This window comes from Streptomyces sp. NPDC127038 (assembly GCF_042725875.1).
Classification (GTDB): Bacteria; Actinomycetota; Actinomycetes; order Streptomycetales; family Streptomycetaceae; genus Streptomyces.
This window is the reverse complement of the sequence record NZ_JBHXDQ010000015.1, coordinates 15,422-30,206: the sequence shown is the minus strand read 5'-3', so window position 1 is coordinate 30,206 and position 14,785 is coordinate 15,422. Positions and strand designations below refer to the sequence as shown.

The 14,785-nt window shown below is 73.3% G+C and carries 12 protein-coding genes; 2 read left to right on the top strand and 10 right to left on the bottom strand.

The window, feature by feature from the left end; all coding sequences use genetic code 11:
• Nucleotides 1-90: 90 nt before the first annotated feature.
• From ACFWI4_RS13990 to rpe, 7 genes are all read right to left on the bottom strand, one after another.
• Nucleotides 91-543 (bottom strand): Lrp/AsnC family transcriptional regulator, encoded by a 453-nt coding sequence (locus ACFWI4_RS13990; protein WP_015661832.1) that lies wholly within the window; start codon nucleotides 541-543, stop codon nucleotides 91-93.
• Between the two features lie 30 nt (nucleotides 544-573).
• Entirely contained in the window at nucleotides 574-2,058 is a 1,485-nt protein-coding gene (locus ACFWI4_RS13985; RefSeq protein ID WP_387195008.1) for an amino acid permease, read from the bottom strand.
• Nucleotides 2,059-2,377: 319 nt separating this feature from the next.
• The gene (locus tag ACFWI4_RS13980) at nucleotides 2,378-3,820 is read right to left on the bottom strand and encodes a GuaB1 family IMP dehydrogenase-related protein (protein WP_387195204.1); all 1,443 of its coding nucleotides are present in this window, start codon (nucleotides 3,818-3,820) and stop codon (nucleotides 2,378-2,380) included.
• A gap of 107 nt (nucleotides 3,821-3,927) precedes the next feature.
• The gene (locus ACFWI4_RS13975; protein ID WP_387195005.1) at nucleotides 3,928-4,305 is read right to left on the bottom strand and encodes a barstar family protein; all 378 of its coding nucleotides are present in this window, start codon (nucleotides 4,303-4,305) and stop codon (nucleotides 3,928-3,930) included.
• Nucleotides 4,302-4,748, bottom strand: coding sequence for a ribonuclease domain-containing protein (locus ACFWI4_RS13970; protein ID WP_387195002.1), 447 nt, complete (start codon nucleotides 4,746-4,748; stop codon nucleotides 4,302-4,304). The genes ACFWI4_RS13975 and ACFWI4_RS13970 overlap by 4 nt, the downstream gene beginning before the upstream one ends.
• Nucleotides 4,749-4,800: 52 nt before the next feature.
• Nucleotides 4,801-5,844 (bottom strand): sugar-binding transcriptional regulator, encoded by a 1,044-nt coding sequence (locus ACFWI4_RS13965; RefSeq protein WP_387194999.1) that lies wholly within the window; start codon nucleotides 5,842-5,844, stop codon nucleotides 4,801-4,803.
• A 78-nt stretch (nucleotides 5,845-5,922) separates the two neighbouring features.
• Nucleotides 5,923-6,609 (bottom strand): ribulose-phosphate 3-epimerase, encoded by a 687-nt coding sequence (gene rpe / locus ACFWI4_RS13960; RefSeq protein WP_387194996.1) that lies wholly within the window; start codon nucleotides 6,607-6,609, stop codon nucleotides 5,923-5,925.
• A 134-nt stretch (nucleotides 6,610-6,743) separates the two neighbouring features.
• On the opposite strand from rpe, the gene ACFWI4_RS13955 reads away from it, so the two are divergent.
• Entirely contained in the window at nucleotides 6,744-8,948 is a 2,205-nt protein-coding gene (locus ACFWI4_RS13955) for an MMPL family transporter (RefSeq protein ID WP_387194993.1), read from the top strand.
• A gap of 26 nt (nucleotides 8,949-8,974) precedes the next feature.
• On the opposite strand, the gene ACFWI4_RS13950 is transcribed toward ACFWI4_RS13955, so the two are convergent.
• Both ACFWI4_RS13950 and fmt read right to left on the bottom strand, forming a co-directional pair.
• Nucleotides 8,975-10,408, bottom strand: a complete 1,434-nt coding sequence (locus ACFWI4_RS13950) for an RsmB/NOP family class I SAM-dependent RNA methyltransferase (RefSeq protein WP_387194990.1) — start codon at nucleotides 10,406-10,408, stop codon at nucleotides 8,975-8,977.
• Nucleotides 10,409-10,469: 61 nt separating this feature from the next.
• Nucleotides 10,470-11,402 (bottom strand): methionyl-tRNA formyltransferase, encoded by a 933-nt coding sequence (gene fmt / locus ACFWI4_RS13945; protein ID WP_387194987.1) that lies wholly within the window; start codon nucleotides 11,400-11,402, stop codon nucleotides 10,470-10,472.
• 407 nt (nucleotides 11,403-11,809) lie between these two features.
• On the opposite strand from fmt, the gene ACFWI4_RS13940 reads away from it, so the two are divergent.
• Nucleotides 11,810-12,352: a hypothetical protein gene (locus ACFWI4_RS13940; protein ID WP_385408745.1), complete on the top strand. Its 543-nt coding sequence runs from the start codon at nucleotides 11,810-11,812 to the stop codon at nucleotides 12,350-12,352.
• Nucleotides 12,353-12,505: 153 nt separating this feature from the next.
• Here the strand turns inward: ACFWI4_RS13940 and ACFWI4_RS13935 are convergent, their stop codons facing one another.
• Nucleotides 12,506-14,662, bottom strand: a complete 2,157-nt coding sequence (locus ACFWI4_RS13935; RefSeq protein WP_387194984.1) for a primosomal protein N' — start codon at nucleotides 14,660-14,662, stop codon at nucleotides 12,506-12,508.
• Nucleotides 14,663-14,785 lie beyond the last annotated feature (123 nt).

The window sequence follows — 14,785 nt, the reverse complement described above, 5'->3', positions numbered from 1 at the left end:
ACTGCGCGACAACCCACGAGGCACCCACACCCGCACCCGCCCACGACGGGAAACCCCCACCCTCTGGTGCGCCCCTGAAGGGGGGACCACCTAGGTCGGCGACCCCGACGAAAACCTCCGCAGAAGCGGGGAGAGCACCAGAACGGACTTCGTCCGCTCGACGAACGGTTCCCCCGCGATCCGCTCCAGCACCCGCTCGAAGTGCCGCATGTCCGAGGCGAACACCTGCACCACCGCGTCCGCCTCCCCGGTGACGGTGGAGGCGGCCACGACCTCCTGGTACCGCTCGAGCCCGCGCTGGATCGTCTCAGGCGAGGTGTTCCGGCGGCAGTAGATCTCGACGAAGCCCTCCGTCTCCCAGCCGAGGGCTGCCGGGTCCACCCGTACGGTGAACCCGGTGATGGCCCCGGTGGCCCGCAGCCGGTCGACCCGGCGTTTCACGGCGGGCGCGGACAGGCCGACGAGCTGCCCGATGTCCGCGTAGGACCGGCGGGCGTCCTCGGCGAGGGCGTGCACGATGCGTTCGTCGAGATCGTTCAGCACTGCGGGCGGTTCACTTTTCTGCGAGGAGTTCTACGGTTGCTCGGCGGCGGCGGGTTCCGCGACCGCCATCCGGGACCGGCGGTGGCCGTAACTGAAGTAGAACACGAGGCCCACGGCCATCCAGACGCCGAAGACCTCCCAGGTCACGGCGGAGAGACTGGCCATCATCCACAGGCACAGCAGGAAGCCGATCACGGGGAAGACCGGCGCGAACGGAACCCGGAAGGTGCGGCGCATGGCCGGGCGCGTCCGGCGCAGCACGACGACGGCGACGTTGACCAGCGCGAAGGCGAACAGCGTGCCGATGCTGGTGGCGTCGGCGAGCTGGCCGAGCGGGATCGCGGCGGCCAGGACACCGCAGAACAGCGAGACGATGACCGTGTTGGCGCGGGGCGTGCCGGTCTTCGGGTGGACCCGGGCGAACACCTTGGGCACGAGACCGTCCCGGGCCATCGCGAACAGGATGCGGGTCTGGCCGTACAGCACGGTCAGCACGACACTGGCGATGGCGATCACGGCGCAGGCGGCCAGCAGCGTGCCCCAGAAGGTCTGCCCGGTGACCTCCTTCATGATCTCCGCGAGCGCGGCGTGCGCGTCGCCGAACTGACGCCAGGGCTTCGCCCCGACGGCGACGGCCGCGACCAGGACGTACAGGGCGGTCACGATGACCAGCGAAAGCATGATCGCTCGGGGCAGGTCGCGCTGCGGGTCCTTGGCCTCCTCACCGGCGGTGGAGGCGGCGTCGAAGCCGATGTAGGAGAAGAACAGGGTGGCGCCTGCGGCGCTGACGCCCGCCATGCCGAGCGGCATGAAGTGCTCGTAGTTGCCCGAGCGCAGGCCCTGGACGCCGATCGCGCAGAACAGCAGCAGCGCGGCGATCTTCACGGCCACCATGACGGTGTTGGCGCGCGCCGACTCGCGGGCTCCGCCCAGCAGGAACGCCATCGCGAGCATCACGACGATGAGCGCGGGCAGGTTGAAGATGCCTCCGTCACCGGGCGGCGCGGAGAGCGCGTCCGGGATGGTGACGCCGATGGTGCCGTCGAGCAGTTCGTTCAGGTACTCGCCCCAGCCGACCGCGACGGCCGCGACCGAGACGCCGTACTCCAGGACCAGGCACCAGCCGCAGATCCAGGCGATCAGCTCGCCCATGGTTGCGTACGCGTACGAGTACGAGGACCCGGCGACCGGGATGGTGCCGGCCAGTTCCGCGTAGGAGAGGGCGGAGAAGAGCGCCGTGACACCGGCGATCACGAACGACAGGGTGACCGCGGGCCCGGCCTTGGGGACGGCCTGGCCGAGGACCACGAAGATGCCGGTGCCGAGCGTCGCACCGATGCTGATCATGGTGAGCTGCCACAGGCCGAGGGAGCGCCGCAGCGAGCCGCCCTCACCGTGTCCGCCCTCCCGCACCAGCAGTTCCACCGGCTTGCGGCGCATGAGGCGCGCGCCGAGGCCCGGGGACGACGGGGCGGTGGTGGGTGGGGACTGCGGGGGTGTGCCTTGGTCGAGCACGCGCGCTCTCCTTCATCGCTGCCGGTCGAAGAGGACGGGAACCGGCGGCACCCCTGACAGCCGGGACCCGCCGAGCGGGGTCCCCGCCACGCCTGTGTACAGCGCCCGACCCTATGAGTTCGGGCTTCACGGGCGTAATGCAGCAACCTTGCGCATCTCCGCAAGATCGTTGCGTTCATCGCATCCCGGCGCCTGTTCGTTGCGCAGGGCTTTTCGATGGTTGCGCGAGGCGACTTCCGCCCGCGATGGGAGCCCTCCCACGCGTACGGCCCCCGCTCCCGGCAGTGGGGAGCGGGGGCCGTACGGGAAGGGCGGAAGATCAGCTCCAGCTGGCGTGCAGCGGCTTGCCCTCGGCATAGCCGGCCGCGCTCTGGATGCCGACGATCGCCTTCTCGGCGAACTCCTCCAGCGAGTTGGCGCCGGCGTAGGTGCAGGAGGAACGGACGCCCGCGATGATCGAGTCGATCAGGTCCTCGACGCCCGGACGGGACGGGTCGAGGAACATGCGCGAGGTGGAGATGCCCTCCTCGAACAGCGCCTTGCGGGCCCGGTCGTACGCGGACTCCTCGCTGGTGCGGTTCTTGACGGCACGGGCGGACGCCATGCCGAACGACTCCTTGTACAGGCGCCCGTTCGCGTCCTGCTGGAGGTCGCCGGGGGACTCGTACGTACCCGCGAACCACGAGCCGATCATGACGTTGGACGCGCCGGCGGCCAGCGCCATGGCGACGTCACGGGGGTGGCGGACACCGCCGTCGGCCCACACGTGCTTGCCGTACTTCTTCGCCTCGGCGGCGCACTCCAGGACCGCGGAGAACTGCGGCCGGCCGACGCCGGTCATCATGCGGGTGGTGCACATGGCGCCGGGGCCCACACCGACCTTGATGATGTCCGCGCCCGCGTCGATCAGGTCCTTGACGCCCTCGGCGGCCACGATGTTGCCGGCCACGATCGGCACCTGGGGATCCAGCGCGCGCACGGTCCGCACGGCGCTGATCATCGATTCCTGGTGGCCGTGCGCCGTGTCGATGACGAGCGTGTCCACGCCGGCGTCGAGCAGCTGCTTGGCCTTGCCCGCCACGTCGCCGTTGATGCCGACGGCGGCGGCGATGCGCAGCCGGCCGTTCGCGTCGGTGGCCGGCGTGTACAGCGTGGCGCGCAGGGCGCCCCTGCGGGTGAGGATGCCGGCCAGCTTGCCGTCGGCGTCCACGGCGGGGGCGTAGCGGCGGTTGGCGGCGTCGAGCCGGTTGAAGGCCTCGCCGGGCTCGATGTCGGCGTCCAGGAGCAGCAGGTCCTTGGACATGACCTCGGACAGCTGGGTGAAGCGGTCCACGCCGGACAGGTCGGTGTCGGTGACGACACCGACGGGGCGGTGGTCCTCGTCGACGACGACGCCCGCGTTGTGCGCGCGCTTGGGCAGCAGCGCGAGGGCGTCGGCGACGGTCTGGTGGGGCGCGAGGACGATCGGGGTGTCGAGCACCAGATGGCGTCCCTTGACCCAGCCGACGACCTCGGTGATGACGTCGATCGGAATGTCCTGCGGGATGACGACAAGGCCACCGCGGCGGGCGACGGTCTCGGCCATCCGGCGTCCCGCGATCGCCGTCATGTTGGCGACCACGAGGGGGATGGTGGTGCCGGTGCCGTCGGGGGAGGAGAGGTCCACTCCCTGACGGGAGCCCACGGCCGAGCGGCTGGGCACCATGAAGACGTCGTCGTACGTCAGGTCGTACGGGGGCTGGATGTCGTTGAGGAAACGCACGTGCTGCACATCCCAGTCGATCAGAGGTGGCCCCCGGACAGGTCAGCCAGGGGGAAGAGCACGTACTTCATTGTCCCATGACCGCCGGTGCGCGGTCCCCGGGCGGATCATCCAGGCTGGTCAGGGGGCAGCTGGTCGGATCCTCCAAGGGACAGGACCACCGAGAGGGCCGCGTCGGAGTCCTGGTAGTAGCCGGAGGCCGATTCCAGGACCTCCTGCGCGGTCTCCCACTCGTCGGGCCGGGCCCGCGCGTAGGGGCGCCAGCCGGTCACCACGAGGAGTCTGCCCGGACTGGCCGGTCCCCAGTCGGGGTCGCCGAGCAGGTCGCCGAGCGCGTCCCAGTTGCGCCCGAACCACTCAGGCAGGTCGAGGGAGCGGACGCAGCGCGCCATGAAGGCGGCCTTGTCGAGGACCCCGGTGAGGTCGAGTTCGGTGACCTGCCACCCGGCCGAACGGCACACCGCGGCGAGCGGACCGTGCGTCATCTCAGCACCGCCTTGAACGAGTTGTAGTGATCGTCGGTGTAGAAGATCTCCCCGCCCCGCCCGGTGACGATGCGGCGGGCCCCCCGGTCCCGCTCCCCCGGGGTCGGCACCGTGTACTCGTGGTAGTAGCCCCTGGTGTGCCCCGGCAGTTCGCGCTCGAAGTTGCCGAAGACGGCGCCGTCCTTGGCGTACGGGAAGGGGCCGCCCCGGTCGATGAGGGCGAGGGTCGACCGCGCCTCGGCGGGGAGCGCGGTCACGGAGACGGCCGGCAGACCGCCGGCCCATGACGGGGTCCGCCCGGAACGGCTCACGGCGGTGGCCGCCGAGTCTCCCGGACCGGCCCCGCCCGTCGCCGAGCAGCCCGTCAGCAGGACGGTCAGACAGACCAGCAGTCCCGCGAACAGGCGGACCGTGAACGCCCGAGGGGACGGCCGTGGCAGCATGACGTCGATGCTGCCACGACCGTCCCCTCGGGGCGCGCTCCGTGTGCCCTCCTCAGGGCCCGTCGGGGTCCGCCCGGTTCAGCGCCGGACGCGGCGGCGGGCCCGCCGTCATCAGCGCGTCCGCGGCCGAGGTGTCCGTCACCAGGCTGGTGACGAGCCCGGACCGCAGCACCGCGTCGATGGCGGCCGCCTTGCGCTGCCCGCCCGCTATGGCGACGACCTCGGGGATGCGGCGCAGTCGGTCGGCCTCGACCGTGATGCAGCGCTCGCCCAGGTCGCGCCCGACCCGGCGGCCCTCGGCGTCGAAGAGGTGCGCGGACATCTCGGCGGCGACACCGAGCGAGGCGTAGTGCGCGCGCTCCGCGTCGCTGAGCATGTCGTGCACCGTGGAGATGCCGGGCTCCCAGGAGCCGATCGAGACGCAGGCGACCGTCACCTTGTCGAAGTACTCGAAGGCGCGGGCGATCCCCGTCTGGTGGCGCAGCGCCGCCGCGGTGGCCGCGTCGGGGAGCAGCATCGGCGCGTAGATGGGGTGGGCGTCGCCGCCCGACACCTGCGCGGCGCGCCGGACGGCCTCGACGGAGCCGCGTTCGGCGGTCCCGGCGTCGTACACGCCCGTCAGCTGCACCACGGTGCAGGGCGGAAGCCGGTCCAGGGCGGCCGCCATGTGGATGGTGGAACGGCCCCAGGCGAGGCCGAGCACATCGCCCTCGTTGACGAGCTCGCCGAGCAGGTCGGCGGCCACCTCGCCGAGGTTCTCCGGGTCGGGCGACTCCTCGGCCTCGGCCGGGGACTCGACGACCACGGCGTGCCGCAGGCCGTAGCGGGCCCGCAGCGCGTCCGAGCGCTCCGCGTCGAGCTCGGCGGGGACGCGGATCTCGATCCTCACGAGATCCCGTTCGAGAGCGGTCTCCAGGACCCGGGCCACCTTGAAGCGGCTGACGCCGAACTCCTCGGCGATCTGGATCTTGGATTTGCCCTCGAGGTAGAAGCGGCGGGCCATGGCCGCCGCCTGGACCAGCTCAGCGGGTCCCATCCGCATGGCTGACCGGCCCGCCGACATACCCGACACGGCCATCTCCTCACTTCTGTTCACACTCTGGATACGCCGTTCATCCTTGCAGATCCGGCGCACTTGATCCGCCCTGATGGGCGGCGTTCACGTTCCCTTGGCTCAGTGGCCGCACGCCCACGACGCACGGGTCATCGCCCCCTCGGCCTGGGTGCGCAGTGCACGTACCGCCCCGGCCGGGTCCGCGGCCCCGTACACCGCCGAACCGGCGACGAACACGTCGGCTCCCGCCTCCGCGCACCGCTCGATGGTGGAGGCGGAGACGCCGCCGTCGACCTGGAGCCACAGTTCCAGTCCGTGCTTGCTGATCAACTCGCGCGTGCGGCGGATCTTGGGGAGCATGATGTCAAGAAAAGCCTGGCCTCCGAATCCGGGCTCGACCGTCATGATCAGCAGCATGTCGAGCTCGGGCAGCAGATCCTCGTACGGCTCGATCGGGGTCGCGGGCTTGAGCGCCATCGAGGCACGGGCGCCCTTGGCCCGGATCTCGCGGGCGAGCCGGACGGGCGCGGCGGCCGCCTCCACATGGAAGGTGACGGAGCCGGCACCGGCTTCCACGTACTGGGGCGCCCAGCGATCGGCGTCCTCGATCATCAGATGGCAGTCCAGCGGCGTGTCGGTGGCACGGGCCAGGGACTCCACGACCGGCACCCCGAGGGTGAGGTTCGGTACGAAATGGTTGTCCATGACGTCGACATGGAGCCAGTCCGCGCCTTCCACCGCCTTTGCCTCCTCGGCAAGACGGGCGAAGTCGGCGGACAGGATGCTGGGGTTGATCTGCGCGGCCATGCCCCAAGACTGCCATGCCGCGGGCCCGTTGCCCGCCTCGGTCCGGACCTGGTTCGCTCCGTGGACACCGTACGAGGGTCCGTCGTGCCCCGCGGAACGGTCCTGAGGCACGGCGCCCGGTCCCGGGGGTGGGCATGAACCGGCTCGACGGCTGGAAGCACGGGGCCGTCTCGGCCGTGTGCGGCAGGCGCTCCAAGTGGCTGGTCCTGGCCCTGTGGCTGCTGGTCCTGCTCTTCGTGGCGCCCCTCGGGGCCAAGCTCAGCGGCGCCGAGGACAACGACGCCCAGTCCTGGCTGCCGGGCTCGGCGGAGTCCACCCAGGTCCTCGGCATCTCGAACGGGTTCAGGCCCGAGCAGATCCCCGCGGTCGTCGTCTACGCGCGCCCGGACGGCCTGACGGCGAAGGACCGCGTGCAGATCGCCGAGGACGTCGGGCAGCTCAGGACGCTGCGGGCCCACGGCGTCCGCGGCGAGGAGACCCGGGGCCCGGTGTTCGACCGGCAGCCCGATCCGCGCGCGGCGCAGGTCTACGTCCCCATCACCATGGACGCGTCCGGCTGGCAGCGGATCGCCCCCGCCGTCTCCTCGATCCGTGACCAGGTCGGCAAGGGCGGAGACGGGCTCTCCGTGCACATCACCGGGCCCGGCGGTACGGCCGCCGACTCCTCCAAGGCCTTCCAGGGCATCGACTCGACGCTGCTCTACGCCGCGATGGCGGTCGTCGTGGTGATGCTGCTGATCACCTTCCGCAGCCCGATCCTGCTGTTCGTGCCCCTGCTCGGGGTGGTCGTCGCCCTGTTCACGGCCCAGGCGCTGATCTATCTGCTGGCGAAACACGCGGGTCTGACCGTCAACGGCCAGAGCGCCGGCATCCTGACCGTGCTGGTGTTCGGCGCGGGGACCGACTACGCGCTGCTGCTGGTCGCCCGCTACCGCGAGGAACTGCGGCGCCACGAGGACCGGCACGAGGCGATGAAGCTCGCCATGAACCGGGCCGGTCCCGCCATCCTCGCGTCGGGCGCGACGGTCGTCCTGAGCATGCTGGTGCTCCTGGTCGCCGAGATGAACTCCACCAGGGGCCTCGGCCCGGTCGCCGCGATCGGCGTGGCCGTCGGTCTGCTCGCCATGCTCACGCTCTTCCCCGCGCTGCTGCTCGTCTTCGGCCGCTGGATCTTCTGGCCCGCCGTCCCGCACGTCGGCTCGGCCGATCCGACCCGCAGCGGTGTCTGGGCGCGTACCGGCCGGCGGATCGCCCGCCGTCCCCGGACCACCTGGGTGGCCACGGCGCTGGCGCTGGGGCTGCTGTCCCTCGGTCTGATCCAGCTGCGGGCCGCGGGCATCCCCAACGCGGACCAGTTCACCGGGAGACCGGACTCGGTCGTCGGCCAGGAGGTGTCGGCGCGATACTTCCCGGCGGGCGACGGGGATCCCCTGGTCATCGTGTCGAACACGGCCCAGGCCAGGGAGGTCGGCCGGACCGTGGCGGCGGACCCGGGCGTGGTGCCCGCGAGCATCGGCGTGCCCCCGGGCACGGCGCCCGTGCACGACGGCAGGGTGCTGTTCGAGGCGACGACCCGGGCCCCCTCGGACAGTGCCGCCGCGAAGGACACGGTGGAGCGGGTACGCGACGCGGTGCACGCCGTGCCGGGGGCGGACGCGAAGGTGGGCGGCGGCGCCGCGGTCCTGCTGGACATGGAGAACGCCCAGGCCCACGACAACTACCTCGTCATCCCCCTCGTCCTCGCGGTGGTCCTGCTGGTTCTGAGCGTCCTGCTGCGCGCGCTGGTGGCGCCGCTCCTGCTGATCGGGACCGTGGTGCTGTCGCTGGCCACCGCCCTCGGCGTGAGCGCTCTGGCCTTCCGGCACGTCTTCGACTACGCGGGCGAGGACGTGGCCTTCCCGCTGTTCGTGTTCGTGTTCCTGGTGGCGCTCGGCATCGACTACAACATCTTCCTGACGACCCGCATCCGCGAGGAGGCGACCCGCCACGGCACCCGGCAGGGCGTCGTCACGGGACTCGCCACGACCGGGGCGGTGATCACCTCGGCCGGCCTGGTGCTCGCGGGCACGTTCGCGGCCCTGGGCACCCTGCCGATCGTGGGCTTCGCGGAGATCGGCTTCGCGGTCGCCCTCGGCGTGCTCCTGGACACCTTCGTGGTCCGCTCGGTGCTGGTCACGTCCCTGTTCCTGGACGTCGGCCCGAAGGTGTGGTGGCCGAACCGCCTCGCGCACGAGGACGGCCCGGCGCACGGGGACGGTCCCGCGCACGAGGACGGAGGCTCACCTCCGGCAGACGCGGAGCCGCCAGGGCCGCCCGTGCCACCCGGGCCACCCGGCTGACGGGAGATCGAACGACCCCGGCCGGGTCAGGCGGTCCGGCGGATCAGGGCCAGGTACATGGCGTCCGTTCCGTGCAGGTGCGGCCAGAGCTGGAGGTCGGGGCCGTCCCCCAGGGCGGGCACGCCGGGAAGCAGCGGGCGGGCGTCGAGCAGCTCGGCCGAGCCGTCCTCGAAGTGCTTGAGGACGTCGTCGACGACGGCACGGGTCTCGGCGAGGTGCGGCGAGCAGGTCGCGTAGCCGACGACACCGCCCACCCGTACGGAGGCGAGCGCCGTGCGCAGCAGTCCGCGCTGGAGCGGAGCGAAGCCGTCGAGGTCCTCGGGACGGCGGCGCCAGCGGGCCTCGGGACGGCGGCGCAGCGCGCCCAGACCCGTGCAGGGCACGTCCATCAGCACGCGGTCGAAGGTGCCGGGGCGCCACGGCGGGCGGGTGCCGTCGGCGGCGATGACCTGGTAGGGACCGGGGTTCCCGTCGAGTGCCTTCGCGACGAGCCCCGCGCGGTGCGGCTGCTTCTCGGAGGCGAGCAGCGTCGCGCCGCGCTGCGCGGCGAGGCCGGCCAGCATCGCGGCCTTGCCGCCGGGCCCGGCGCAGCCGTCCAGCCAGAGACGGTCGGGGCCGTCGAGCGGCGCGTTCGCCAGGGCGATCGCGACCAGCTGGCTGCCCTCGTCCTGGACGCCCGCACGGCCCTCGCGCACGGCGTCGACGGCACCGGGCTCGCCGCCCTCGGTGAGCCGCACGGCGTACGGGGACCAGCGTCCGGGGAGCGCCGAGTCCTCGTCGAGGGAGCCGAGGAGTTCCTCGCTGGTGGAGCGTCCGGGGCGGGCGACGAGGGTCACCTCGGGGCGCTCGTTGTCGGCCTCCAGCAGGTCCTCGATGCCGGCCCGGCCGCCGCCGAGGGAGTCCCAGAGCGCGGAGACGACCCAGCGCGGGTGCGAGTGCACGACGGCGAGGTGGTCCTCGGGGTCCTCGTCGTAGGGCGGGGCGACCTGTTCGAGCCAGGTGTCGAGGTCCTGGCGCGCGACCTTGCGCAGCACGGCGTTCACGAACTTGGCCCGCCCGTCGCCGAGGACCACCCGGGCCAGCTCGACCGAGGCGGAGACGGCCGCGTGCGTGGGGATGCGGGTGCCGAGCAGCTGGTGGACACCGAGGCTGAGCACGTCGAGGACCGGCGGGTCGACCTCCCGCAGCGGCCGGTCGACACAGGCCGAGATGACGGCGTCGTACGTCCCCTGGCGGCGCAGCGTGCCGTACACCAGCTCGGTGGCGAGCGCCGCGTCCCGGGTGTCGAAGTCGCCCTTGGCCCGCGCCTTGCGCAGCAGCGGCGGCAGGACGAGGTTCGCGTACGCGTCCCGCTCGTCCACGGCCCGCAGCGCCTCGAAGGCGAGCATGCGGACCGGGTCCTTCTGGGGGCGGCGGTAGGGCTTGCCGGGCTTCTGCGGCCGACGGGGCTGCTCACTCACGAAAAAGGTGCTCCGGATCCAGGAAAAGGTGCGTCTATCAGCGTACGCCGCGAGGCCGGCGTCAGACTCCGAGGCGTTCGCCGGAGGGGATCCGCACCCCGCGGGCCCAGTCAGCGGCCCGCATCGGCTTCTTGCCCTGGGCCTGGACCCACAGCAGCTCGACGGCGTACGAACCGGTGCCCACGTAGACGTTGTTCTTGGCGACGGACAGCTCGCCCGGGGCGAGGTCGGTGCGGTCGGGGACCGTGGCGGCCTGGATGAGCTTGAGCCGCTCGCCGCGGAAGACGGTCCAGGCGCCGGGGGCGGGCGTGCAGCCGCGGACCATGCGGTCGACGCGCAGGGCCGGGGCGGCCCAGTCGACGTGGGCGTCCTCGACGGTGATCTTCGACGCGGTGCTGATGCCGTCGAGGGGCTGGGGCACGGCCTTGAGGGTGCCGTCCTCGATCCCGTCCATCGTCGCGGCGAGCAGTCCGGAACCGGCGAAGGCGAGCCGGGTGAGCAGGTCCCCGCTGGTGTCGGTGGGGCGGATCTCCTCGGTGACGGTCCCGTAGACCGGTCCCGAGTCGAGGCCCTCCTCGATCAGGAAGGTGGTGGCGCCGGTGATCTCGTCACCGGCCATGATCGCGTGCTGGACGGGGGCGGCGCCGCGCCAGGCCGGCAGCAGCGAGAAGTGCAGGTTGACCCAGCCCTGGGCGGGGATGTCGAGGGCGACCCGGGGCAGCAGCGCGCCGTACGCCACGACGGGGCAGCAGTCGGGGCCGATCTCCCGCAGCCGGGCCAGGAACTCCTCGTCCCGCGGCTTCACGGGCTTGAGCACCTCGATCCCGGCCTGTTCCGCCCGCTCGGCGACCGGGCTCGCGACGAGGTGTCGCCCCCGTCCGGCCGGCGCGTCCGGCCGGGTCACGACGGCGGCCACCTCGTGCCGCCCGGAGGCGATCAGGGCGTCCAGGGCGGGAACGGCGACCTCGGGGGTGCCTGCGAAGACGAGCTTCATAAGTGGCGGTTGGCCTCTCGGGCGGGAGCACTTCCGTCCCCCGCGCGCGTGCGGCGCACGGGGCAGCGCACCAGTCTATGCCGCCCACGGCCCAAGGGCCCGGGGGTTCCCCGGGCCACGCGCCCCCACGGAGGGCACCCGACACCCGACGAAGACGCGGAGGGGGCGGGCGGTACGGGGTGGGGCCGGGCGTCGGTGCAGGTGGTGGGCCTCGTCCCGCGGCGCACGGGGCGCGTCCGCCGCACGACGGGGGGCGTACAGCAGGTGACGCGCCCCGTTCATATGCTCTTGCGCCCTTGCACCCGTGACCACTCACCCGTCCACGCGTTGGTCAAGAAAGAGTTGACCACGGCGGGCCGCAGAGCAGCGGCCCGCTCCCTTTCAACGCCGGTTCGAGAGGTTTGTTCATGGCCGACCATGCAACCCACGACGCCCAGGCTCGGGCCAGCCTGCACCTGCTGGTGCGCGACATCGAGCGGGTCCGTCGGCAGGTGGACGCACTGCGCACGCTCACCGCCCAGTTGGGCAACGTCTACCGCCCGCGCCGTGCCGGCCCCTCCACGGGCTTCGTCGTCTACGGGCGCGCCCCCGCCCCGACGGTCCGTCTCGCCCAGGAGCTGCGGGACAGCGTCGAGACCCTGGTCACCGCCGCCGTGGACTTCGACCGCTCCCTCGGCTTCTCCTGGGACGCGGTGGGCTCGGCCCTCGGGGTCACCAAGCAGGCCGTGCACCGGCGTTACGGCGCCCGCCGTGCCGCCGCCCAGGCCGCCGCCGAGGCGGAGCGCGCGACGGAGACGGGCGAACCGCGCCCGGTCTCGGTCGACAGTGTCATCCCCTCGGTGCCGACCGTGCCCGCGGCCCGCTCGATGCCGACGCAGCCGACCTCCGGCAGTCCGGCGTTCCGCGACGAGGTCAGGCCCACGGCCTTCCCTGGCCCGCGCAACGGCTGACCCGACGCACCGAGGCGACACCTGCCTCCCGGCGCCAGACCCGGGGGGCAGTCCCCCGCGTACCCACACACCCGTATCCGTACAGGTACCCGCACAAGTACCCGTACCTGCACGGGAGTCCGCGCCTCCGGTTCGGCACCGCCCGGCCCGGGCTCAGCCGATGTCGGGCGGATCGATCCGGATGCGTACGGGCTCACCGCCGCCACGGGCCATCCGTGCCGCCTGCGCGCTCTTCAGCGCCGCCGCCAGAGCCGCGCCGCTGCCCGGAGGCACCCGGATCAGCACCCGCTCCCCCGGCTCCCCGACGGGCGGCCCACCGGGGCGCCGGGGCCTCCCCGGCTCACCGGCCGCGACCGGCACGGGTCCCAGCACCTCGGCGTCCCGCGGCAGTTCGGCCGCCGCGAGAAACCCGGCGAGCGCCTCGGGCGCCCCCGACACCGCGGCCATCCGGGAGACCGGCGGAAAGCCCAGCTCGGCCCGCTCGGCCAGTTCACGCACCGCGTGCCCGACCGGATCCCACCGCACGAGCGCCTGCACGGGCCGCAGGGTCGGTTCGGCCACGACCACGACCGTGCCGCCCGCCGCCTGCGGACGGACCAGCGCCGCGGCCCCCGTCCACCGGCGCAGCGCGTCCTCGCCCGCCCGCAGATCGGGCCGCCCGAGCATGGCCCAGCCGTCGAGCAGCAGGGCCGCCGCGTACCCGCCCTCGGCGACCGGTTCGGCCCCGGGCGTGCTGACGACCAGGGCGGGCGTCGCGGGCACCGTGTCCAGCACCTGCTCCCGCCCGGACGTGCGCACGGGGACGGCCGGGAACGCCCGGCCCAGTTCCTCGGCGGTCCGCCGGGCGCCGACGACCTGGGCCCGCAGCCGGAACCCGCCGCACTCCTGGCAGTGCCAGGCCGGCTCGTCCCGCCCGCACCACGCACAGCACAGCGCCCGGGCGTCCCGCGCCTCCAGCGGACCCGCGCAGTGCCGGCAGCGCGCGGGCTCACGGCACCGGGCACAGGCCATCCGGGGCACATAGCCGCGCCGGGGCACCTGCACAAGCACGGGGCCGTGCTTGAGCCCCTCCCTGACGGTCTGCCAGGCGAGCGTCGGCAGCCGGGCGGCGCGGGCGGCCTCGTCGCGCGCGAGATCGGTGTCGGAGACGGTCCGCACCAACGGCGCGGCGGCGCGAACCTGTTCCCGGTCCGCGGCGAGCGGCAGCGCCCAGCCGCTCTCCACCAGCTGTGCCGCCTCCACCGTGCAGGTCCAACCCCCCAGCAGGAAGCCGCACTTGTCCCGGGAGGCACGCAGCTCCAGCACTTCCCTGACATGCGGGAAGGGCGCGTTGTCGTCGCTGTGTCCGTCGTCCCCGTCGTCCCAGACGGCGACGAGCCCGAGGTCGCGCACCGGCGCGAACATGGCGGCCCGGGTGCCGACCACCGCCCGTACGGAACCGCGTCGTACGGCGAGCCAGTCGCGGTAGCGCCGCTCGGGTCCCGCGTCGGCGGTCAGCACGGCGTGCTGCCCCTCCCCCAGCTGCGCCTTGAGGGCGGCGTCCACGCGGGCGGCGGGCCGGCCCGCCGGTACGACGACGAGCGCGCCGCGCCCCGAGGCGAGCGTCGCCCGCACGGCGCGGGCGATCTCCTCGGCCCACTCGGGACCGGGCAACGCGGTCCACACCGCGCGCGGGGCGCCCCCCGAGGCGAGCGAGGTGAGGAAGTCTGCGCCGCGCGCGTAACGGCGCCAGGTCCCGGGGTCGGGTGCGGAGGGCGCCGGAGGGGGCGCCGGGGACTCCCGCGCCTCGGCGCGCGCGTGCCGGGGCGGCACGGCCAGTTGCAGCACGTCGGCGAGGGATCCCGCGTACCGGTCGGCGACGGCGCGGGCGAGGCCCAGCAGTTCGGGTCCGAGGACGGGTTCGGGCGAGACGACCTGGGCGAGCGCGGCCAGCGGCCCCGAGTAGTCGGACTCGGCGACCCGCTCGACCAGGTAGCCGTCGATCAGGGAGCCGCCCTCGCGCCGCCCCTCGCGCACGGTGCGGCCGCCGGCGCCGAACCGGACCCGGACCCGGACACCCGGCTGCGCGGCCTCGTCCAGGTCCTCGGGCACGGCGTAGTCGAAGTAGCGGTCGAGGTGCAGCACGCCCTTGTCGACGAGCACCCGCGCGACGGGCAGGTCCTTCGCGAGCGGGGCGCCCCGCCAGGTCCGCGGCTTGGCCTTCGGCGCCTTGGCCTGCCGCACGGCCTCGCGGATCAGCGCAAGCTGCTCGGGCGGGGCGCCCTCCGCTCCGCCCGCGCCGTCGTCGGATCGCCCGTTCGCGCTGCTCACAGCAGTATTCCTACCAGACCCCACCGACAGCGCCGCCCGCCCGAGATCGGGCCGGCCGCGGATCGCGTACGCCGTGAAGACGCTTCTGCCTTGGACCGCTCGGCCATACCGGTCGGGGACCGG